Here is a 21,084-nt window from a genome sequence, read left to right as displayed (position 1 = left end):
AAGCCAAATTTGCGCAGCAGCCCCCGCCGGCGCGGCATCATCGCCGCGCGCGCCGTACCGGAAATCATGGTTACCGGAAATTTACCATGCCGGGCCTATGTCCGGGAGCATGACCAGCACCCCTTTCCGCAACCCGCGCCAGCACAAGCGCGCCGCCGTATCGATCGACGTCACCGTAAACGGCGTGCTCAACGTCGTCGAGGGGCGCATCACCGACCTGTCGGAGGGCGGCGCACGGATCGAGGGCGGCGCGATCCTGCCGGTGCGATCGCGCTGCGAGATCCATTATGCGGGGCAGACGGTCTATGCCACGGTGATGTGGGCCGAAATCGACCGCATGGGGGTGCGCTTCCCCTATGAGCTGGTCGACGGCCCGCTGTACAAGGCGCTCGAACGCGCGCGCGACGCCTGGCCCACCGAACCCGCGCAGATCTTTCGCACGATGCGGCCGGCGAGCTTCGGACGACGCGGGCTGAACTGAGTTCGCGCTGCCCGGCGTAAGCCCGGCGCCGCAAGGAAATCGCCACATATTGGTTCATTCCGGACCGGACCGCCCGGCCAGCCGGTCGAATCGTGCCGCTTTGCGCACAGACGCCCGGCGACCCGCCGGCTTCGCTCCACAGTGGTCCCCCTTCGGACGAGGACCGCCGCCGCCCGCCGCCCCGGTCCCCTATGCAGGCCTGCCCCGAACCGGGGCGGTCACTGCATGGGAGAGAGACGATGACGACCTATCATGAGTTCAGTGCGCAGGCGGTCCAGCAGGCGCTCGATACGGCGCGGATGCACAATGACACCGTCGGGCTGAAGGCGGCCGACGGTTCGCCCAACATCGCCGGCGGCGGCGAATTCGCGGTGCTCGCCGAATGCGTCAGCGTGACGGTGAGCGGCGGCCGCGTGTGCCTCAACCTGCCGCTCGGGATCGGCAGCGTGTGCATCCCGATCCCGATCTCCTTTCCCGACGGCACCGTCGCGCAGGCGTGCCTCAGCATCTGCACGACATGGGGCTTTCCGACCGGGGTCAAGGTCACCGTGTCGGTCGCCGGACAGACGATCGTCGAAAAGAGCTTCGGCAAATGCTGATCTGAGCGCGAACGGCGGCGATGCGCGGACCTCGCTTCGCCGCCATTTTCGTTCATGACCTGTTCCCGGCGGCGGCGAAATGCGATAGAGACCGCGCGTGCGCCCCGACACTCCGCCTCCCCCGACCCTGCCCGCGATCCATGCGAGCCATGTCGGCATCTGGCTGTCCGACGCGCGCGGCACGGCGCGGCGCGTCGATCGCGGCGAGGCGATCGCGGCGGTCGCGGCGACCCCGCACCTGTTCCTCAACGCGCCGCTGACCGGCGACCGGCTCGGCTACCCCGACCTGTCGGGGCTCGACCTGCTCGAGCTTTTCGCCTTCCTCTTCCCCGCGCGCTTCGCGGTGCCGACCCCGGCGGGCATGGCCGCCGCGCTGGGGCTGGCCGCGCCCGCGAACGAACCCGCGGTCGCCGCCTTCCTGCCGCAGATCGCGGCCGCGATACTCGCGTGCCTCGACGATCCCGCCTGGCCCGAACGCGAGGGCGCGTGGCACGGGATGCAGGCGCTGGCACGCCAGCGCTGGCCGTGGGCGCCGCTCGTCCAGCCGCGCCTGCCCGCGCCGGCGGGCGACGAACGCTGGCTGTTCGCGCGGCTGCCCGAATGGGAGGAAGCCCCGCCGCGCCCGCAGCCGCGGCAGGTGACGATCGCCGAGGCCGACGTCACCGCACGGCTCGCCCGGCTGACCGGCGACGGGGCCGAACAGCGCCCGGGGCAGCAGGATTATGCGCGCGCCGTCGCGGCGATCTTTGCCGCGCGCGAACGCCGCGACGCACCGCAGATGCTCGTCGCCGAGGCGGGGACCGGGATCGGCAAGACGCTCGGCTATCTCGCCCCCGCGAAACAATGGATCGACCAGTCGGCGGGGGCGGTGTGCATCTCGACCTTCACCAAGGCGCTGCAACGCCAGCTCGCGCGCGAGACCGAGAAACTCTATCCCGACCCCGCGATGCACCGCGAAAAGGTGGTGGTGCGCAAGGGGCGCGAAAACTATCTGTGCCTGCTCAACCTCGAGGATGCGCTGCAGGGCGGCTTTTCGGGGCGCGCCGCGATCCTCGCGCAGCTCGTCGCGCGCTGGGCGGCGTACAGCCGCGACGGCGACATGGTCGGCGGCGACCTGCCCGGCTGGCTGCCCGCGCTGTTCCGCCGCAACGGCACCACCGCGCTCACCGACCGGCGCGGCGAGTGCATCTATGCGGGCTGCCCGCATTTCCGCAAATGCTTCATCGAACGCTCGGCGCGCGCCGCGGGGCAGGCCGACATCGTCATCGCCAACCACGCGCTGACGATGGTCCAGGCGGCGCGCCCGCGCGATGGTGGCGCACCCGCGACGCGGCTGATCTTCGACGAGGGCCACCATCTGTGGGACGCCGCCGACAGCATGTTCGCCGCGGCGCTGACCGGGCAGGAGGCGATCGAGATCCGCCGCTGGGTGCTCGGCCCCGAGGGCAAGGCGCGCGGGCGGCGCCGCGGGCTCGCCGCAAGGCTCGCCGACGTCGCGAGCTATGACGAGGCGGGCGACAAGGCGATCCAGGCGGCGATCCACGCCGCGGGCGAGCTTCCCGGCGACGGCTGGCTCGGCCGGCTCGCCGAGGGGCAGCCGTGGGGCGCGGTCGAGGCGCTGCTCGCCGCAGTGCGCGGCCATGTCTATGCGCGCGGCACCGACCCGAAGAATGCCGACGCGGGCTATGGTCTCGAAACCGAACTCGCCGACCCCGACGCCGACCTCGTCGCCGCAGCCGCGGGCGCGGGCGATGCGGTCGAGGCGCTGCTGCGCCCGCTGATGGCGCTCGGCAAGCGGCTCGAGGCGCTGATCGAGGACCCGCCCGACTGGCTCGACGGACAGGCGCGCGCGCGCGTCGACGGCGCGCGGCACAGCCTCGGCAACCGCATCGACACGCTCGGCGCGTGGCTGTCGCTGCTCGGGCGCGTCGGCGGCCCCGCCGACCCCGATTTCGTCGACTGGCTCGCGGTGAACCGGATCGACGGGCGCGAGGTCGATGCCGGGCTGCATCGCCACTGGCTCGACCCCGCGCGGCCGGTCGCCGACATCGTCTATCGCCCCGCGCACGGCGTGCTCGTAACCTCGGCGACGCTGGGCCACGGCGGGCGCGGCGAAGGCGGCTGGCACGACGCCGACGTCCGCACCGGCGCGCGCCACATGGACGGCGGGGTGCAGCATTTCGCGGTGCCGAGCCCGTTCGACTATGCGCGCCAGTCGGAGGTGCTGATCGTCACCGACATCGCGCGCGGCGACCTGCCCGCGCTCGCGGGCGCCTACAGCCGGCTGATCGAGGCGTCGGGGGGCGGCGCGCTCGGGCTGTTCAGCGCGATCCGCCGCCTGCGCATCGTCCACGCGCGCATCGCCGACCGCCTCGCGCGCGCGGGCCTCCCGCTCTATGCCCAGCATGTCGACCCGCTCGACACCGGCACGCTCGTCGACATCTTCCGCGCCGACCCGCACGCCTCGCTGCTCGGCACCGATGCGCTGCGCGACGGGGTCGACGTCCCCGGCGATTCGCTGCGCCTCGTCGTCATGGAGGGCGTGCCCTGGCCGCGCCCGACGATCCTGCACGCGGCGCGGCGCGCCGCGCAGGGCGGCGCGCGCTACGACGACATGGTCATCCGCGGCCGCATCGCCCAGGCGTTCGGACGCCTGATCCGCCGCACCGACGATTATGGCCAGTTCGTGATGCTGTCACCCAGCGTGCCCTCGCGGCTGCTCTCGGCCTTTCCGGCCGGGACCCCGATCCGCCGCCTGCCGCTCGACGAGGCGGTCCATCACGTCCAGGCGGCGAATGTCGAAAGGCGCAAAAGCGCATATCCCGCCTTTTCACCGTCATGAGTTTGGGCCACAAGGCCTGCGAACACCGGGGATGGCGCGACACGCGCGGGGAGATGATTTGAAGACGCTGACGATCCTGCGCCATGCGAAATCGGGTTGGGACGCACAGGTCGAACGCGATTTCGACCGTCCGATCAACCCCCGCGGCCGGCGCGGCGCCGAACTGATCGGCCAATGGCTGAAGCGGCAGGGGCTGCCCGTCGAGCGCATCATCGCCTCGCCCGCGGTCCGCGTGACCGAAACGCTCGACCTGTTCCAGCCCGCCGCCGGGCTCGACGCGATCGAACCCCACTGGGACCGCCGCATCTATCTCGCCTCGGCGGCAACCCTCATCGACGTGATCCGCGACACCGGCAAGGACGCGACGCACCTGCTGATCGCCGGACATAATCCGGGGCTCGAGGACCTGATCCTCGAACTCGTCCCCGAAAGTGCCGGCGACGAACTGCGCGCGCGGGTCGAGGAAAAACTGCCGACGTCGGCGATGGCACGGCTCGAACTCGACATCGCCGACTGGCGCGACCTCGACACGCGGCAGGCGCGCTTCGCCCAGTTCATCCGTCCGCGCGACCTCGACCCGACGCTGGGCCCGGCGATCGACTGAATCCTGGCAGGCGACGGCGGCGCGAACGCGAGGCGCGGCGGCGGTTTTCGACCGGTTGACGACTTGGATCCTCCCTGTGGCCGCAGGCCATGGGGAGGTGGCAGCGCGCAGCGCTGACGGAGGGGCGAAGGACGCAGCGTTGCTGGCCCCTCCACCATCCGCTGCGCGGACGGTCCCCCTCCCCATCGCTGCGCGACAGGGAGGATCTGGATATCCACTAACGACCGTTAGTCGCCGCTAGAGATGTGCACCCCGGCGAAAGCCGGGGCCCAGAATGCCGACACGAACCCGGCGTGTTTCTGCAATGGACCCCGGCTTTCGCCGGGGCACACGGAGGGCTGGATTCGGTCATGTTCCGTCATCCCGGCGAAGGCCGGGATCCCGCCCTGCAAGCCATGATGCACCGGTGAGATCCCGGCCTTCGCCGGGATGACGACGGAAAAAGGACGCGGTCCGCTCCCCACCCCATGAGAGACAGACAATTCATTTCTTCGTGGTGGGATCGAGGATACCCGAAGGCTTACCCGGTCCAGGCGCTCGCACAGGATACGGATAGCCCTTCAAAACGAAGGCAAACGGTTTCTGGCCATCGCAGAATCTAATTGATGCCATTATTCGCAGCCCATCGGTTGCCACGACTCTTTCGTAGCGACGAAACCAACATTCCGGGTCATCGCGCCGCGGCCCAAATCCGGCCAGCGTCATGGCTCCTTGTAGTGCGTCGGGATCGTCAGCGTGGGCATCAAGCCATGCTTGAACGCCGCTCATTGCGTCGTTCCCAGGCACCAAGATGAGTCGTTCCAATTCATTACGGGGTGCCGCTATGGGCACCAATGCCGCCTGCTGAGCGAGGGCGGTCACGAGCAAAATGCTGGAGAGAGATATTGTCATATGTATCCCCAGATTCTGCGGCGTGTTTGTGGGCGCGGAGAGCGTAGACCGGGCGCGCCATGCGAACGGTTCAGACCAGCACTCCGATCGCCGCCGCGAGGCGCTGACGAAGCCGGATCAGCGCTTCGACGGGCACGCCCCCCTGCCCGGTCGCCGCGGTGCCGGGCGCATCGGCGGCGGCGGGTGCAGCCACCGGAGGCGCCGCGCCGTCGGCGAGCGCCTTGCGCGCGCCGTCGACCGTATAGCCCTCCACGTGCAGCAGCATGTGGATCCGCTCGGCGAGCGCGACATCCCCGGCCCGGTAATAACGACGGCGCCCCGAACGCTGCAGCGGCTTCAGTTCGGGAAAGCGCGTCTCCCAATAGCGCAGGACGTGCGTCGGCACGCCGATGCGGTCCGCCAGCTCGCCGATGGCGAGCATCGCGCCATCGGCCTTGGAGCCGTCGTTTTCTGCCATCGCTATCCGCCCGCGACCCGCCCGCGCATCGACTGGCTGGCACGGAAGGTCATTACCCGGCGCGGGAGGATCGGCACCTCGACGCCCGTCTTGGGATTGCGGCCGATGCGCTCCGCCTTGTCGCGCAGCACAAAGGTCCCGAACCCCGATATCTTTACATTCTGTCCCGCCGCGAGCGCGTCGGACATGTGCGCGAGAATCGATTCGACGATCGCCGCCGACTCGTTGCGCGACAGGCCAATCTGATGATTGATCCGGGCCGCAATATCCGCGCGGGTGAGCGTGCCTGCTGCCATAACCAGTCCCTCCCATGACAAAGCAAATCGCTATCGGGTCTCGCTGGTCCCCCACCAGTGCGAGTCCCGGACCCATATGTAACAAAAGCGAATTAATCCGCCAAACTGAAACGGATGGAGCGTGGAGTTCATGCGGTGGACGTTTGGCGCGCCCCGCGCCTCAGCGCGGAAGCGGCCGGATCAGACGCGCAGGACCGCGGCGCCCCAGGTGAAACCGCCGCCCATCGCCTCGAGCACGACGAGGTCGCCACGCTTGATGCGCCCGTCGCGGACCGCGAGGTCGAGCGCGAGCGGCACCGATGCCGCCGAGGTGTTGGCGTGCTGGTCGACCGTCAGCACGACGCGGTCGGCGGGCAGGCCCAGCTTCTTTGCGGTCGCGTCGATGATGCGCTTGTTCGCCTGGTGCGGGACAACCCAGTCGATCTGGTCGGCCGACAGGCCGACGTCGGCCATCACCTCGCCGAGCACCGAGGCAAGGTTGGTGACGGCGTGGCGGAAGACCTCGCGCCCCTGCATGCGGACATGGCCGACGGTGCCCGTGGTCGACGGCCCGCCGTCGACGTAGAGCATGTCGCAATATTGGCCCTCGGCATGGAGCCGCGTCGCGAGGATGCCGCGGTCGTCGTCGACCTCCTCGGCCGACAGCACCACCGCGCCGGCGCCGTCGCCGAAGAGGACGCAGGTCGTGCGATCCTCCCAGTCGAGGATGCGGCTGAAGGTTTCGCTGCCGATGACCAGTGCATGTTTGGCGGCGCCGGTGCGCAGCATCGAGTCGGCGACCGACACGGCGTAGAGGAAACCCGAACAGACCGCGGCGACGTCGAAGGCGATGCAGTCGGGGGCGCCGATCAGCGCCTGAACCTTGGTCGCGCTCGCGGGGAAGGTGTTGTCGGGGGTCGCGGTGGCGACGATGATCAGCCCGATATCGGACGGTTCGAGCCCCGCCGCCCCCAGCGCAGCCTTTGCGGCATCGGCGCCGAGCGTCGCGGTCGTCTCGTCGGGTTCGGCGATGTGGCGGAAACGGATGCCCGTCCGCTCGACGATCCATTCGTCGCTGGTATCGACGCGCGCCGCGAGTTCGGCGTTCGACACGCGCGTGCGCGGCAGCGCCGACCCGGTGCCGGCAAGGATGGCACGCAGCGTCATGCCGCGGTGTCCCGGCGGAAATTGGCAAGATCCTCGGTCACCTGACGCGTAATATCCTTTTCGACGAGTTCGGCGCACAGATGCACCGCATTGGCGACGCCCTTGGCATCGGCGCTGCCGTGGCTCTTGAGCACGACACCGTTGAGGCCGAGGAAGACCGCGCCATTGTGATTGTTCGGATCGAGATGGTGGCGCAGCAGTTCGGTCGCGGGGCGCGAGATCAGGAAACCGATCTTCGAACGCACCGACGACGTGAAGGCACGGCGCAGGAGGTCGGTGACGAAGCGCGCGGTGCCCTCGATCGTCTTGAGCGCGATATTGCCCGAAAAGCCGTCGTGAACGACGACATCGACGTCGCCGCGCGACAATTTGTCGCCTTCGATGAAACCGGTGAACTCCATCGGCAGATGCGTCGCGGTGCGCAGCAGCGCCGCCGCGTCGCGAATCTCGTCGGTGCCCTTGAGCTCTTCGGTGCCGATATTGAGCAGCGCGACGCGCGGGCGCTCGAGCCCCATCGCGGTGCGCGCATAGGCGGCGCCCATGACCGCGAACTGCGTCAGATTGTTGGCGTCGCACTCGGTATTCGCGCCGAGGTCGAGCATGACCACGTCGTTGTCGCCGAGCGACGGCAACAGCGCGGCGAGCGCCGGCCGGTCGATGCCGGGCATGGTGCGTAGCGCGACCTTGGCCATCGCCATCAGCGCGCCGGTGTTGCCCGCCGACAGCGCGCCGCCGGCATCACCGCGTTTCACCGCGTCGATCGCCAGCCCCATCGAGCTGTTGCGCGCCTTGCGCAGCGCCTGACTCGGCTTGTCCTCGCCCGAAACGACGCCGTCGGTGTGGATGATATCCGACGCCGCGCGCAGGTTCGGGTGGTTGTCGAGGGCAGCCTTGATCCGCTCCTCGTCGCCGACGAGGAGGAAACGCAGGCCGTCGTGGCGATGGCGTGCCATCGCCGCGCCGGCGATCATCACGCGCACGCCGACGTCACCGCCCATCGCATCGATCGCGATTCGCGGTGCCAGGCCCATCAAACTGCCCTTCGCTCGGGAATCAGGCGCCGACCGACACCACTTCACGGCCGTTGTAGTGGCCGCAAGCGTTGCAGAGGTTGTGCGGACGCTTCAGCTCGCCGCAATTGGGGCATTCCTGAAAGGCTTCGACCTTCAGGCTGTCGTGGCTGCGACGCATGCCGCGCTTCGAGGGCGAGGTTTTTCGCTTGGGGACGGCCATGATATTTCCTGCTTATTCAAATGTTTATACGAATCGGCAAACCCGGATTTGTCGCCCCCGTCGCCGGGAATGACTGGCCCGCCCGCCGCGCCGAAGATGGGTTCCTGCCCTGGATAAGGGCCGAAAATCTTCCGCCGGAAGGTGCCTCAACGCCAGAAGGTGTCGGGTGCCGGATCGGGCGCGGCTATAGCGTTTTTGCCCGCAAAGGCAAGCCCCGTGGCGCATGGCAAAATGGACGGGCGCGACTCCGCCGCGCACCGCACCGCGCCCCGGCGCCTTCGCTTCTGGCGGCGGTGCGACGGGTGCGGAACGGGTTCGCGGCCGGCGCCCGCGAAACGGCGGCTTGCCCTGCTTCCCCGGCGATGCCACATCTCCGCCGGGGCCGGACAACGGCCGGAAAGAGGGGAAGCAAAATGATCATGTTGCCGGTAAGCCTGACGATCGCCGCGGGGGCGGCGCTGCTCAACCTGTGGCTGTCGATGCGCGTCGGCCGGGTGCGGACCAAGGAAAAGGTCTTTATCGGCGACGGCGGCAACGAGATGGTGACGCGCCGGATGCGCGCGCACAGCAATTTCGTCGAAAACACCGCCTTCGTCCTGATCCTGCTCGCGCTCGTCGAACTCGGCGCCGGTCCGTCGACCTGGCTGTGGGCGATCGGAGCGCTCTATCTCGTCGGGCGCGTGCTGCACGCGATCGGCATGGACGGGATGATGTGGGGCCGCATGGCGGGCACGATCATCACCATGCTCACCCAGCTCGGCCTTGCGGGCTATGCGCTGTTCCTCGTCTATTCGACGCCGGTGGGAACCACCGCGACGCTCGTCGAGGAAACCGTGCTGGTCGACCGGTAAGCCCCCTCGCCCGTCCGCTCTGCGCCGGGCGCGCGGTCAGGCGCCCATCGCCATGTCGCTGACATAGGGATTGGTGCGCCGTTCGGTGCCGAACTTGCTGTGCGGGCCGTGCCCGGGCAGAAAGACGGTGTCGTCGCCGAGCGGCCACAATTTCTGCGTGATCGAATCGAGCAGCTGCTGGTGGTTGCCGCGCGGGAAGTCGGTGCGGCCGATCGAACCCTGGAACAAAACGTCGCCGACGATCGCGAGCTTCGACGGCTCGTGATAGAATACGACATGGCCGGGCGTGTGCCCCGGGCAATGGATGACGTCGATCGTCAGGTTGCCGACGCTCACCGTGTCGCCGTCGACCAGCCAGCGGTCGGGCTCGAAGGGCTCGCCCTCCATGCCGAAGCGCTCGCCCGCGGTCGCCAGCCCCTCGATCCAGAAGCGGTCGTCCTCGTGCGGTCCCTCGACGGGTACGCCGAGCTCCTTCGCGAACACTCCGGCGAGCCCGCAATGGTCCATATGGCCGTGGGTGACGAGGATCTTCTCGACCTCGACCCCGGTCTGGCGGACCGCCTCGCGCAGCTTGTCGAGGTCGCCGCCGGGATCAATGAAGGCCGCCTTGTTGGTCTCGGTGCACCAGAGGAGGGTGCAATTCTGCTGAAAGGCGGTGACGGGCACGATCGCGGCGCGCATCGGGGGATTGGGAGCGTTCATGGCGGGTGATGTGGGGAAAATCGGGGCGGTTGGCAAGGCCGGGCGGCCGCGGGCGAACGCGGCCCCGGCGGTTTGGCTTGCCCTGCCGCGCGTCATGCCGCAGAAGCGTCGCGCTGTCGCCAAGGGAGGGATTTGCGATGCTCAACGGCCCGTTGCTCGTCACCGAACGGCTGATCCTGCGCCCGCCCGCCGCCGAGGATTTCGACGCCTTCGCGGCCATGTGCACCGAAGAGGACACGATGCGCTTCATCGGCGGCACCTGTCCGCGCCCGCAGGCGTGGCGGATGTGGTGCACGCTCGCCGGCGCATGGCATATCCGCGGCTTCTCGATGTTCTCGGTGATCGAGCGCGACAGCGGCGAATGGGTCGGCCGGCTCGGCCCGTGGGAGCCCGACGGCTGGCCGGGGCTCGAGATCGGTTATGGCGTGCGCGCCAGATTTGCGGGCAAGGGCTATGCCTTCGAAGGCGTGGTCGCGGCGTGCGACTTTGCGGTCGACTTCCTCAAATGGCCGAGCCTGCTCCACACGATCGACCCCGCCAACACGCGCTCGCAGGCGCTGGCGAAGCGGCTCGGCGCGACGAACAGCGGTCCGACGCGGCTGCCCGAACCCTTTCACGAGGCCCCCGTCGAGGCATGGACGCAAAGCGCCGAGCAATGGCGCATCAACCGCAAGGGGTTCGCGGCATGACCGATCGCCATGTCGATCCCGAACGCGCGCAGTTCGACGCGTTCAAGGCGCTGCCGCGCGACCGCGTCATCCACATGCTCAACCTCGTCCGCTTCAGGGACAGGGCCGACTATGCCGACGATCACGAGCTCGCGGGCCAGGGGCTGAGCGGCGCCGAAGCCTATGCGCTCTATGGCCGCGACAGCGCCGCGACCTTTCGCCGCGTCGGCGGCCGCATCGTCTGGCGCGCGGCGATGGAGGCGATGGTGATCGGCCCCGACGGCGAACGCTGGGACGCGATGTTCATCGCCGAATATCCGACCGGCGGCGCCTTCATGGACATGGTCACCGACCCCGCCTACCGCCAGGCGGTGAAGCATCGCCAGGCGGCGGTCGAGACCTCGCGCCTGATCCGCTGCGCGCCGAATGCGTCTCAGGACGGGACAGGTTTCGCCTGACAAAGGCGGCGGATTAACGCTCTTTCTTTGCCCCTTTTTAACCAGGATCGGGCATCCCTGCGGATATGTTAAGGGAGTGTTAGCGATGATCTTGCGCGGAAAATGGCTGGTCGCGGGCCTGATGATGGCGGCGGCACCGCTCGCGGGGTGCCGTGACAATCCCAACGCCAAGGCCGAACTGTCGCCGCTCGACGACGGACTGACCAACGCCGATCCGGCGGTCAAAAGCTCGCTCGAAGACAAGATCATGGTCGATCCCAAGCTGACCGGGCAGGCCAACCAGAATGCCGTCACGCCGGGCAACAAGCCGGTCGATGGCGGCGTCCCCGGCATCGCCGGCGCCAAGGCGGCGACCGCGGCCGAAGCCGAAGCCGCGCTCAAGGCGGGCAAGCTGCTCGCCGCGCCCCGGGCGCTGCCCTTCGAGGCGGGCTGCGACGGCTGCGAGGCGAAGCGCCCGGTGACCATCGGCGCGCTGGCGAAGGAACAGGCGAAGGGCGCGTGCGACGGCAAGCTGACCTATGGCAATGACTGGGCGAACCGCCTGCCCCCGGCCTTCAAACTCTATCCGCGCGCGACGCTGCGCGAGGCCGCGGGCATCGCGGGCGGCCAGTGCAACATCCGCGTCGTCAATTTCCAGACCGCCGCGTCGCTGCAGGCAGTGCTCGACTATTATCACACCATGGCGGTGCGCGCGGGCTATTCGAGCGACCACCGGCTCAACGGCGACGAGCATATGCTCGGCGGCACCAAGGGCGAACTCGCCTATGTCGTGATGGCGCGCCGCGACGGCGGCATGACCGACGTCGACCTGGTGGCATCGGGCGGCCGCTGAACACCGGAATGGCCGGCAGCCCCCCCTCCGGGCGGCGGCCTCTATGCCCGGATCAGACCCGCGGCGGCAGAGACGCCATCGCGTACAGTTCGCCGGCGCGCGTTTCGAAAGCGGCGATCATCTTGCGCAGCGCCTTGTCGAACATCTGCCCCGCGAGCGCCTCGAACATCCGGTTGCGGAACGAGAAGTCGACCATGAAGTCGACGCGGCACCCGCCCTCTTCGAGCGGAACGAAATGCCATTCGTTGGTCAGGTGGCGCATCGGCCCGTCGATGTAGCTGACCGTCACGCTGTTTGGCCGGTCCTTGTGGACGCGGCATGAGAAACTCTCGCGCAGCCCCTTGAAGCCCACGATCATGTCCGCGACCGCCTCATGCTCGCTGTCGCTGCGGATGCGCAGCGCGACGACCCAGGGCAGGAAGTCGGGATAATGCGCGATGTCGGTGACGAGCGCGAACATCTGTTCGGCGCTGTACGGGAGGACGCGGCTTTCGTGGTGCCTCGGCAAGTCGGTCGTCAGCCTGCCGCGCGGGCAAGCTGCGCCTCGCGCGCCGCGCGCATCCGCTCGAAATCGTCGCCCGCGTGATAGCTCGAGCGGGTCAGCGGCGACGAAGCGACCTGCAGGAAACCCTTGGCGCGTGCGATCTGGGCATACGCGTCGAACGCCTGCGGGGTGACGAAGTCGATCACCTTGGCATGCTTCGGCGTCGGCTGGAGATACTGGCCCATCGTCATGAAATCGATGTCGGCGCTGCGCATGTCGTCCATCACCTGATGGACCTCCATGCGTTCCTCGCCCAGCCCGAGCATGACCCCCGACTTGGTGAAGATCGAGGGATCGCGGCGCTTGACGCTTTCGAGCAGGCGCAGCGACGCATAATAGCGGGCACCCGGACGGATAGTCGGATAGAGCCGCGGCACGGTTTCGAGATTGTGGTTATAGACGTCGGGGCGCGCATCGACGATCGCCGCGACCGCGCTTTCGGGCTTGTTGCGGAAGTCGGGGGTCAGGATCTCGATCGTCGTCTGCGGCGTTTCGCGGCGCAGCGCGTTGATCACCTTCACGAACTGGCTCGCGCCGCCATCGGGCAGGTCGTCGCGGTCGACCGAGGTGATGACGATGTGCGTCAGCCCCATCTTCGCCGCCGCGATCGCCGTATGTTCGGGTTCGAGCGGGTCGACCGCGCGCGGCATGCCCGTCTTGACGTTGCAGAAGGCGCAGGCGCGCGTGCAGGTGTCGCCGAGGATCATCACCGTCGCATGCTTCTTGGTCCAGCATTCGCCGATGTTCGGACAGGCCGCTTCCTCGCACACCGTATTGAGGTTGAGCTCGCGCATCAGCTTGCGCGTTTCGGCATAGCCCGGGCTGGTCGGCGCCTTGACGCGGATCCAGTCGGGTTTGCGCGAGCGGTAGCGGGGTTCGGCGGGCGGCGGAAGAGGCGCGTTCATCGCGCTCACATAGGCGCGCGCGACGCTCTTCTCAACCGGTCATCTTGTGCTAAGGCGCGCGCATGACTCGCTTTGCAGAACTGATCGAAGGTTACCGCCGTTTCCGTAGCGGCGGATGGCAGGAACAGCGCGAACGCTGGGAGCAGCTTGCCGAGGGGCAATCGCCCAAGGTCATGGTCATCGCCTGTTCGGACAGCCGCTCCGAACCGTCGCAGATTTTCGACACCAATCCCGGCGAGATCTTCGTCGTCCGCAACGTCGCCGCGCTGGTGCCGCCGTTCGAGACGACGCCCGGGCGGCACGGCGTCTCGGCCGCGCTCGAGTTCGCGGTGCAGTTCCTGAAGGTCGAGGAAATCGTCGTCATGGGCCACGGGCTGTGCGGCGGCTGCCACGCCGCGCTGCACCGGTCGATGGACGGCGCCGAACCGGGGCGCGGCGGCTTCATCGCCGACTGGATCGCGATGCTCGACGACGCGAGCAGCGAGGTCCGTGCCGAATATCCCGATTTCGACAATCGCGACGCGGGGCGCGCGATGGAGATGGCGGCTGTGCGCGTGAGCATAGCGAATCTGCGCACCTTCCCCTGTATCCAGGAGAAGGAAAAGCGCGGCACGCTGAAGCTGCGCGGCGCCTTTTTCGCGATCGCGGACGGGATGCTGCACGTGATGGACGACGATACGGGAGAATTTTCTCCCGCCTGACAGGGAGAGCGAGATGAGCGGCAAGAACGCAATGTGGCTGACGATCATCGTGATCGCAGCCTTTTTCGGCGCCTTCATCGGCCCGCCGATCTTCGAAGCGCTCGGCGACACGGTGATGATGATCGTCGCACCCATTCTCCTCATCCTCCTGATCGGTGTCTGTGTCTGGGCACTGTCGAGCAACAAGCGCGGCGTGAAGGCCGATGCCGCCACCCTCGCCGACGCGCGCGCCATGCAGGCTCCCGCGGGCAAGGCACGCATCTACATCTGCCGCCGCGGCTTCGTCGCCGCGATGCAGGGAATGGACGTGACCCTCGACGAAACGCTGCAGGGCCAGATCAAATCGGGCCAGATGCTGATGGCCGACGTCGAACCGGGGGCGCACCATATCCACGTCACCACCGCCAAGAAGAGCCTTGCCCGCCCGGCCGGGTTCGACATCGACGTCGGCGCGGGAGGGGTCGTGGTGATCCATGCGATGATCGAGATGGGCGCGCTCAAGGGCGACCTGAAGCTGACGCGGCTCGACGCCCGCGCGGCGCGCGAGAATGTCCACGCGACGAAGCTGATCCTGTGGGAGGGCGCGACCGCCTGAACGGCTCTTCGCGCGACGGGCCGGGGCAGGCCCGCGAGCAGCCGAGGCACGGCGACGCAACAATGGCGGCGGTCGCAAGTTGCTCTCCGAAAAAGGAGACATGAATGGCCCTTCGCCAACCGTTATTGGCCGCCCCGGCGCTCGCGTCGCGCCGGCGCGCTTTTCCTGGCGAGGACGACGCTTACGCAAGGGCCCGAAAATCGCTCCTCGCCGAGGAGATCGACCTTCGCCGCAAGATCGCGCGCGTCGCGGCGCAGCGGCGTGCGCTGCCACCCGGCCCGCTGGTGAAGGATTATCGCTTCCGCGATGCCGAGGGCACCGAGGGCGGGCTTGCCGACCTGTTCGGCGCGCACGATACGCTCGTCGCCTATTTCTGGATGTACGGTCCCGAACGCGAACGCCCCTGCCCGATGTGCACCAACTGGCTGGGTGCGGTGAACGGCAATGCCGCCGATATTGCGCAGCGCGTCGCGCTGCGGGTCGTCGGGCGCAGCCCGGTCGACCGGCAGCAGGCGTTCGCGCGCGAGCGCGGGTGGCACGCGCTCGATTTCGTGCAGACGGTCGGCGACGACTATGCGCGCGACTTCCACCTGCTGAACCCCGACGGCAGCGAAAATCCGGCGCTCGCGGTGTTCCAGAAAGGCGCCGGCGGCGTGCGATTGTTCTGGAAGAGCGACATGACGCGCGACATGGCCGACCCGGGACAGGACCCGCGCGATGCCCCCGACGTCGCGAGCCTGTGGACGATCCTCGACCTCACGCCCGGGGGACGCGGGACCGGCTGGTATCCGTCGCTCGACTATGGGGTGCGGACCGGCTGAGCCGCGGCACGGCCGCACCCGATTGACCTCGCGCCCCGAACGGCGCAGCATCGCCGCATGACGCTCACCATCACCCCCAGCGGTCAGGCGTGCGGCGCGCGCGTGACCGGCGTCGATCTGACGCGGCCGCTCGCTCCCGAAACAATCGCCGCGATCCGCGCCGCATGGCTCGACCATCATGTCCTCGCCTTTCCCGGGCAGGCGATGAACGACGACGATCTCGAACGCTTTACCGGCTATTTCGGCGGGTTCGGCGACGATCCATTCATCCGCCCGATCCCGGGTCGCGACCATGTCATCGCGGTGCGGCGCCGCGCCGACGAGACCGCGCCGCTCTTCGCCGAAAACTGGCACAGCGACTGGAGCTTTCAGGCGCGCCCGCCCGCGGGCACCTGCCTGTTCGGCATCACCATCCCGCCGGTCGGCGGCAACACCGAATTTTCGAACCAGCACGCCGCGCTCGATGCGATGCCCGCCGAGCTCCGCGCGCGGATCGAAGGGTTGCAGGCGATCCACAGCGCCCGCGGCGGTTACGCCCCCTCGGGCATGTACGGCGCGAAGGACCCCAAGGGACCCGGGGGCCGCAGCATGGACATAAGCCCGGGCGAGGAGGCGCTCGCCACGCAGCGCCACCCGTTCGTGCGTGCACATCCCGAAACCGGCCGTCCGGGCCTGTTCGGCTGCGCGGGCTATATCATCGGTTTCGACGAGCTCGACGATGCCGAAGCGCTGCCCCTCCTCTACGAACTGATCGAGTGGCAGGGACGCGAGGCCTTTCGCTACACCCATGCCTGGGAACCCGACATGCTCGTGATGTGGGACAACCGCTCGGTGCTGCACCGCGCCACCGGCGGCTACGACGGATATGATCGCCTGCTCCACCGCACGACGATCGCGGCGTCGGCCTGACACCGCGCGCCGCGCCCTTCCGTCACACCAACGCCATGCCGCCGTCGATATCGATCACGCTTCCCGTCATATAGGGATTGAGCATGCACGCGAGGAACTGGAACGCGATTTCGGCGGGATCGCCGACCCGCGCCACCGGCTGTTGCGGCGCGGCACTCGCCGGATCGCGGACAGCGCGCAGCATCGGCGTGTCGACGAGGCCGGGCGAGATGCAATTGACGCGGACCGGGGCCAGTTCGCTCGCCAGCACCCTGGTCAGCACCTCGGTCGCGGCGCTGCTCGCTGCGACGGGCGCGCGTCCCGCGCGCGGACGCCGGGCGCCCGCGCCCGATGTCAGTACGATCGAACCGCGCTCGGTGATCCGCGCGTGGCGCGCGATCAGATAGGGGCCCCAGAATTTGGACTCGAAGGTCGCGCGCGCCAGTTCGATCGGCAGGTCGCGCACCCTGCCCCCGTGAAGCTGCGCTGCGGTCACCACGACATGGTCGAAGGGCGGGTTCGCCGCGAAAAAGGCGGCGACCGCGGGTTCGTCGGTCATCTCGAAGGTCACCGCTGCGGCATCTCGCCCCAGCGCTGCAGCCGCCGCGGCCGCCTTTGCCGGATCGCGACCGGTGATGGTCACCGACGCGCCGTGCTGCGCCGCGCCTTCGGCCACCGCAAACCCGATGCCCGAACTGCCGCCGACGACGAGGATGCGCTGCCCGGCGAGCGCTTCGAACCGCAGATGCTCCGCCATGCCTCATCCTCCCGAGGCGCTAATGGTTAGCACACTAACCATTAGCGCGACAAGACATGCGGCGCGGCCCGTGCCCCTGCTTCCGATCATCAGGCCCGCGCGTCAGCCCTGGCGAGCGTGCTCACCACGCCCCACGCGATCAGCGCCTGCCCACCGAAATAGAGCGGCCAGACGAGCCACATCGTCACCGATTTGGCGAGCGTGCCGCCTTCGCCCGCAAAGATGAACAGGTCGCTCGCAAGGAACAGCATCGCGCCGATTCCGGTGCGATAGCGCGGAAAGCGGCTCGCCCAGGCGGTCGCCGCCATCACCGCAACCCCGCCGGTATAGGCGATCGCGGCGCCCATCAGCATCGGTTCGGCCGCCCGCGTCAGCCCCCAGGCGATGGCGAGCGCGAGCGGCACCGTGCCGAAGACGAGCAGTTTCTGCGACCCCGACAGGCTGGGCCGGCGGTTGCGCAGATAGAGCGCGATCGCGATCAGGTGCCCCGTGGCAAAGGCGGCCGCGCCCTGCAGCATGCCGACCGCATCGAGCAGCCAGTCGCCGAGCGCGCCGAACCCCAGCGCCGCGGCGATCAGCCGTCCGTCGGTCCCGCGCGCATTGGCCGCAGCCCATAGTGCGAGCAGCGCGACGCCCGAGGTCTTCCAGATATGAACCGCGTCGCCGTCCCATCGCCCCAGTACCGCGATGAAATAGCTCGCCCCTGCCACCAGCGCCGCCCACCAGATTGCCCTCGCCATACGCCCTTCACCTACATTCTGGCCCGCGCCAGATTACTCAGCCTATTGCTCCGCCGATCTCGACACCCTCGCCTATACCGCCCGCGAAATCACCCCAGCGCATGTGCGGTGTCTGCGCGCGAAAAGAGCATCCCTTGGTTCCGTGAATAACCGCGAATCCCATCACGATGCGAATCATGTCCCAAAAAAGCGCGCTGTCCGTGTCCGCTGGCGTGACGAGTTCGGGATTAAATCTCTTTCCACTCTCGGGATCATGACACGGCGCGTCGAGCGCCATCACACGATAGGATTGAGGAGCCGGATCATCGGCGGCCAGATTTCCCGCAAATCGTCGTTCGAACCATTTTGCGATCTTTTCGACCTCCTCCTGATCCTCCTCAACCCAAACCGTTTCGCGCAGCGCGCACGCCGTCACGATCGGCCCGGAAAGCCAGTTCAGCTTGGTCAGATTAATCAGGATCATCACCCAATAATTGGCATTCCGGCGTATGCGGCGCGCCCTGTCCACGGGCTCGCAAAGGAAATCGACATGGGTGAAAGCCGGTTGCAACATTTTCTCGGGCTGGCCGTCGCCGGTCGCGAGCAGTGCCAAGCCTCGTGCGGGGCGATCTTCATGGGGAATAATCGCGATAAGCAAACCGCCGGCCGGATCGACAGCAAGCGCCCGCATTGTCGGATTTACCTTCAAAATCCGGCGCTTGTGCCACTCGAACGCCCGGCGCGCTTTACCGTCGACCCGATAGCGATAAAGCTGGTGTCCGATCAGCATTGCGATCAGGGCTAATCCTCCGACGATCGTCATCCAGCCAAACAGCCAGAGCAACCAGTTCATGGCTGTCGCACACCATTGCACGATCGGACTCGACGATTTCGCCGCTTCCGTCATCAGCCAAGTGAATGACCAGAACAGCACAAAGACCACCAGCGTGGCCATTGCCGACACAATATAGATTCCCGCCAACTGACCCGCCGCCGCAACCCAACGGCTCGCGGACAGTCCGGTGACCTTGTCATTTCCCATCATTGCCCCTCCCCCCATTCCCCACCTTGCGTCAGTCTGATGCAAAGGCCAAGGGGCGATCATGCAGAAGACATACGACATCCACATCATCGGCGGCGGGCTCGCGGGCTCCGAAGCGGCGTGGCAGCTCGCCGAAGCGGGCTTTCGCGTGCGCCTGTCCGAAATGCGCGGGGGCGGCGACATGACCCCGGCGCATCAGGGCGACACGCTCGCCGAAATGGTCTGCTCGAACAGCTTTCGCAGCGATGACGGCGACAGCAATGCCGTCGGCCTGCTCCACCGCGAGATGCGCGCGCTCGGCTCGATCATCATGCGCGAGGCCGACGCGACGAAGGTGCCCGCTGGCTCGGCGCTCGCGGTCGATCGCGACCTCTTCTCGGGCGGTGTGACCAAGGCGCTGTCGGAGCACCCGAACATCACCATCGTCCGCGAACGCGTCGATACGCTGCCCGGCGAGGGACTGACGATCGTCGCCACCGGCCCGCTCACCGCCGCGGGGCTCGCCGACAGCATCGGCGCCGCCACCGGCAAGGACGCGCTCGCCTTCTTCGACGCGATCGCCCCGATCGTCTATCGCGACAGCATCGACATGGACGTCGCATGGATGGCGAGCCGCTGGGACAAGGTCGGGCCGATCGGCGACGGCAAGGACTATATCAACTGCCCGATGGACAAGGACCAGTATCACGCCTTCGTCCAGGGGCTGGTCGACGGCGAAAAGACCGACTTCAAGGATTGGGAGACCGACACCCCCTATTTCGAAGGCTGCATGCCGATCGAGGTGATGGCCGAACGCGGCCCCGAAACGCTGCGCTTCGGCCCCATGAAGGGCGTCGGCCTCGACAATCCGCGCACCGGCCGCTGGCCCTATGCGGTGGTCCAGCTGCGCCAGGACAATGCGCTCGGCACGCTGTGGAACATGGTTGGCTTCCAGACCAAGCTCAAGCACGCGGCGCAGGTCGAACTCTTCCGCACCATTCCGGGACTCGAAAAGGCCGAGTTCGCGCGGCTGGGCGGGCTCCACCGCAACAGCTTCATCCGTTCGCCCGAACTGCTCGACGGCCAGCTGCGCCTCAAATCGGCGCCGCATATCCGTTTCGCGGGGCAGATCACGGGCTGCGAGGGTTATGTCGAAAGCGCCGCGATCGGGCTCGTCGCCGCGCGCTTCGCCGCCGCCGAGCTGGCAGGCCGCACCCTGCCCCCGCCGCCGCCCGAAACCGCGCTCGGCGCGCTGCTCGGGCATATCACCGGCGGCGCCGACGCCGCGAGCTACCAGCCGATGAACGTCAATTTCGGCCTCTTCCCGCCGCTGGCCGAGGATGTCCGGAAGAAGGACCGCAAATTGGGCTATACGCAGCGCGCGGGAACGAAGCTCGCCGAATGGATCAAGCTCGCAGAGGGCATCTCGGCCTAAAAATTCTCCCTGTGGCGAAGCCATGGGGAGGGGGACCGCTCGCGAAGCGAGTGGTGGAGGGGCCGGGTGATGTCAGCACATCGCCCCTCCGTCAGCGCTTCGCGCTGCCACCTCCCCATGCCTGCAGCACAGGGAGGATCACCTCAGCATTTGCACTTCGGTTTCGCCGCCGGTTTCGGCGCCGTCGTAGCGAACTCGAGCCGGCTGAGGTCACCCGACTTGTCCCGGTCCGCCCCCGCAAAGCGTTCGCCCGTCGCGGCCGCCCATTCCTCGAACGTCAGCAGGTTGTTGCCGTCCTTGTCGAGTTTGCGAAAGGCGGCGGTGCGCGTCGACATCATCTCGACGCGGCTCACGCGTTCGTTGCGGTCGCGGTCGTAGCGGTTGAAACGACGCTCCTCGCGCGACGCCTCCCTGGCGGCCGGCAGTTCGGGCGGCGGCGCGCCGCGGCGGGGGGCGCCCGCACCCGCAACGGGGATCGGCCCGGGGTCGGGCGGCGGGTCGGGGATGACCTCTTCCTCGGCGACCTGCGTATAGCCCTTCCACAGGAAGACCCCGCCGGTGAGCAGCAGCGCGCTGGCGATACCGCCGATCAGGAACCGCGAAAGCGCCATATCTGCCCCCCCTGCCCAGAAAGGCAG

General features: G+C 68.0%; 25 protein-coding genes. 13 read left to right on the top strand and 12 right to left on the bottom strand.

Going from position 1 to position 21,084, the window contains the following annotated elements; all coding sequences use genetic code 11:
* The first annotated feature begins 109 nt into the window (after positions 1–109).
* From EAO27_RS04510 to EAO27_RS04495, 4 genes are all read left to right on the top strand, one after another.
* Entirely contained in the window at positions 110–481 is a 372-nt protein-coding gene (locus EAO27_RS04510) for a PilZ domain-containing protein (RefSeq protein ID WP_242777524.1), read from the top strand.
* Positions 482–720: 239 nt separating this feature from the next.
* Positions 721–1,080: a hypothetical protein gene (locus EAO27_RS04505; protein WP_242777522.1), complete on the top strand. Its 360-nt coding sequence runs from the start codon at positions 721–723 to the stop codon at positions 1,078–1,080.
* 97 nt (positions 1,081–1,177) lie between these two features.
* Entirely contained in the window at positions 1,178–3,922 is a 2,745-nt protein-coding gene (locus EAO27_RS04500; protein WP_242777520.1) for an ATP-dependent DNA helicase, read from the top strand.
* 58 nt (positions 3,923–3,980) lie between these two features.
* Positions 3,981–4,526 carry a histidine phosphatase family protein gene (locus tag EAO27_RS04495; RefSeq protein WP_242777518.1) on the top strand — a complete coding sequence of 182 codons (546 nt, stop codon included), beginning with the start codon at positions 3,981–3,983 and terminating at the stop codon, positions 4,524–4,526.
* A 961-nt stretch (positions 4,527–5,487) separates the two neighbouring features.
* Here the strand turns inward: EAO27_RS04495 and EAO27_RS04490 are convergent.
* From EAO27_RS04490 to rpmF, 5 genes are all read right to left on the bottom strand, one after another.
* Positions 5,488–5,874: a MerR family transcriptional regulator gene (locus tag EAO27_RS04490; protein WP_242777516.1), complete on the bottom strand. Its 387-nt coding sequence runs from the start codon at positions 5,872–5,874 to the stop codon at positions 5,488–5,490.
* A 2-nt stretch (positions 5,875–5,876) separates the two neighbouring features.
* On the bottom strand, positions 5,877–6,170 hold the full coding sequence (locus EAO27_RS04485) for an integration host factor subunit alpha (RefSeq protein WP_242777514.1): 294 nt from the start codon (positions 6,168–6,170) through the stop codon (positions 5,877–5,879).
* Positions 6,171–6,350: 180 nt separating this feature from the next.
* Positions 6,351–7,316, bottom strand: coding sequence for a beta-ketoacyl-ACP synthase III (locus EAO27_RS04480; protein ID WP_278190129.1), 966 nt, complete (start codon positions 7,314–7,316; stop codon positions 6,351–6,353).
* The gene (gene plsX / locus EAO27_RS04475; protein ID WP_242777512.1) at positions 7,313–8,347 is read right to left on the bottom strand and encodes a phosphate acyltransferase PlsX; all 1,035 of its coding nucleotides are present in this window, start codon (positions 8,345–8,347) and stop codon (positions 7,313–7,315) included. Before plsX ends, EAO27_RS04480 begins: the two co-directional genes overlap by 4 nt.
* Before the next feature lie 22 nt (positions 8,348–8,369).
* Positions 8,370–8,549 (bottom strand): 50S ribosomal protein L32, encoded by a 180-nt coding sequence (rpmF, locus tag EAO27_RS04470; protein ID WP_011541714.1) that lies wholly within the window; start codon positions 8,547–8,549, stop codon positions 8,370–8,372.
* A gap of 413 nt (positions 8,550–8,962) precedes the next feature.
* Between rpmF and EAO27_RS04465 the strand changes: the two genes are divergently transcribed.
* Positions 8,963–9,400, top strand: coding sequence for an MAPEG family protein (locus EAO27_RS04465; RefSeq protein WP_242777510.1), 438 nt, complete (start codon positions 8,963–8,965; stop codon positions 9,398–9,400).
* Between the two features lie 36 nt (positions 9,401–9,436).
* Here the strand turns inward: EAO27_RS04465 and EAO27_RS04460 are convergent, their stop codons facing one another.
* Positions 9,437–10,102: an MBL fold metallo-hydrolase gene (locus EAO27_RS04460; RefSeq protein WP_278190128.1), complete on the bottom strand. Its 666-nt coding sequence runs from the start codon at positions 10,100–10,102 to the stop codon at positions 9,437–9,439.
* Positions 10,103–10,239: 137 nt separating this feature from the next.
* On the opposite strand from EAO27_RS04460, the gene EAO27_RS04455 reads away from it, so the two are divergent.
* The 3 genes from EAO27_RS04455 to EAO27_RS04445 all read left to right on the top strand — a co-directional run bounded on the left by EAO27_RS04455 (position 10,240) and on the right by EAO27_RS04445 (position 12,060).
* Positions 10,240–10,791, top strand: coding sequence for a GNAT family N-acetyltransferase (locus EAO27_RS04455; RefSeq protein ID WP_242777509.1), 552 nt, complete (start codon positions 10,240–10,242; stop codon positions 10,789–10,791).
* Positions 10,788–11,228 carry a DUF1330 domain-containing protein gene (locus tag EAO27_RS04450; protein WP_242777507.1) on the top strand — a complete coding sequence of 147 codons (441 nt, stop codon included), beginning with the start codon at positions 10,788–10,790 and terminating at the stop codon, positions 11,226–11,228. The genes EAO27_RS04455 and EAO27_RS04450 overlap by 4 nt, the downstream gene beginning before the upstream one ends.
* An 85-nt stretch (positions 11,229–11,313) precedes the next feature.
* Positions 11,314–12,060: a hypothetical protein gene (locus EAO27_RS04445; RefSeq protein ID WP_242777505.1), complete on the top strand. Its 747-nt coding sequence runs from the start codon at positions 11,314–11,316 to the stop codon at positions 12,058–12,060.
* 52 nt (positions 12,061–12,112) lie between these two features.
* On the opposite strand, the gene EAO27_RS04440 is transcribed toward EAO27_RS04445, so the two are convergent.
* Together EAO27_RS04440 and lipA are read right to left on the bottom strand one after the other, a co-directional pair.
* Positions 12,113–12,568, bottom strand: coding sequence for a type II toxin-antitoxin system RatA family toxin (locus EAO27_RS04440; RefSeq protein WP_242777503.1), 456 nt, complete (start codon positions 12,566–12,568; stop codon positions 12,113–12,115).
* Positions 12,569–12,576: 8 nt separating this feature from the next.
* Complete coding sequence (lipA, locus tag EAO27_RS04435) at positions 12,577–13,509, bottom strand: lipoyl synthase (RefSeq protein WP_242777501.1); 933 nt, start codon at positions 13,507–13,509, stop codon at positions 12,577–12,579.
* Between the two features lie 62 nt (positions 13,510–13,571).
* Between lipA and EAO27_RS04430 the strand changes: the two genes are divergently transcribed.
* The 4 genes from EAO27_RS04430 (at position 13,572) to EAO27_RS04415 (ending at position 16,535) form a co-directional block, all read left to right on the top strand.
* Positions 13,572–14,210 (top strand): carbonic anhydrase, encoded by a 639-nt coding sequence (locus EAO27_RS04430; protein WP_242777499.1) that lies wholly within the window; start codon positions 13,572–13,574, stop codon positions 14,208–14,210.
* Between the two features lie 13 nt (positions 14,211–14,223).
* Positions 14,224–14,805: a DUF2846 domain-containing protein gene (locus EAO27_RS04425; protein ID WP_242777497.1), complete on the top strand. Its 582-nt coding sequence runs from the start codon at positions 14,224–14,226 to the stop codon at positions 14,803–14,805.
* Positions 14,806–14,909: 104 nt separating this feature from the next.
* Positions 14,910–15,626 (top strand): DUF899 family protein, encoded by a 717-nt coding sequence (locus tag EAO27_RS04420; protein ID WP_242777495.1) that lies wholly within the window; start codon positions 14,910–14,912, stop codon positions 15,624–15,626.
* 57 nt (positions 15,627–15,683) lie between these two features.
* Positions 15,684–16,535 (top strand): TauD/TfdA family dioxygenase, encoded by an 852-nt coding sequence (locus tag EAO27_RS04415; RefSeq protein WP_242777493.1) that lies wholly within the window; start codon positions 15,684–15,686, stop codon positions 16,533–16,535.
* 22 nt (positions 16,536–16,557) lie between these two features.
* Here the strand turns inward: EAO27_RS04415 and EAO27_RS04410 are convergent, their stop codons facing one another.
* The 3 genes from EAO27_RS04410 to EAO27_RS04400 all read right to left on the bottom strand — a co-directional run bounded on the left by EAO27_RS04410 (position 16,558) and on the right by EAO27_RS04400 (position 19,035).
* Positions 16,558–17,271, bottom strand: coding sequence for an SDR family oxidoreductase (locus tag EAO27_RS04410; protein ID WP_242777491.1), 714 nt, complete (start codon positions 17,269–17,271; stop codon positions 16,558–16,560).
* Positions 17,272–17,360: 89 nt separating this feature from the next.
* Positions 17,361–18,011 carry a lysoplasmalogenase gene (locus EAO27_RS04405; protein WP_242777489.1) on the bottom strand — a complete coding sequence of 217 codons (651 nt, stop codon included), beginning with the start codon at positions 18,009–18,011 and terminating at the stop codon, positions 17,361–17,363.
* A gap of 37 nt (positions 18,012–18,048) precedes the next feature.
* Positions 18,049–19,035: a hypothetical protein gene (locus EAO27_RS04400; protein ID WP_242777488.1), complete on the bottom strand. Its 987-nt coding sequence runs from the start codon at positions 19,033–19,035 to the stop codon at positions 18,049–18,051.
* A gap of 58 nt (positions 19,036–19,093) precedes the next feature.
* Between EAO27_RS04400 and trmFO the strand changes: the two genes are divergently transcribed.
* Positions 19,094–20,446 carry a methylenetetrahydrofolate--tRNA-(uracil(54)-C(5))-methyltransferase (FADH(2)-oxidizing) TrmFO gene (trmFO, locus tag EAO27_RS04395; protein ID WP_242777486.1) on the top strand — a complete coding sequence of 451 codons (1,353 nt, stop codon included), beginning with the start codon at positions 19,094–19,096 and terminating at the stop codon, positions 20,444–20,446.
* Positions 20,447–20,589: 143 nt separating this feature from the next.
* Here the strand turns inward: trmFO and EAO27_RS04390 are convergent, their stop codons facing one another.
* Positions 20,590–21,057, bottom strand: coding sequence for an EF-hand domain-containing protein (locus EAO27_RS04390; RefSeq protein WP_242777484.1), 468 nt, complete (start codon positions 21,055–21,057; stop codon positions 20,590–20,592).
* Positions 21,058–21,084 lie beyond the last annotated feature (27 nt).

This window comes from Sphingopyxis sp. YF1 (assembly GCF_022701295.1).
Taxonomy (GTDB): domain Bacteria; phylum Pseudomonadota; class Alphaproteobacteria; order Sphingomonadales; family Sphingomonadaceae; genus Sphingopyxis.
This window is presented reverse-complemented; position numbering and strand designations above follow the sequence as displayed.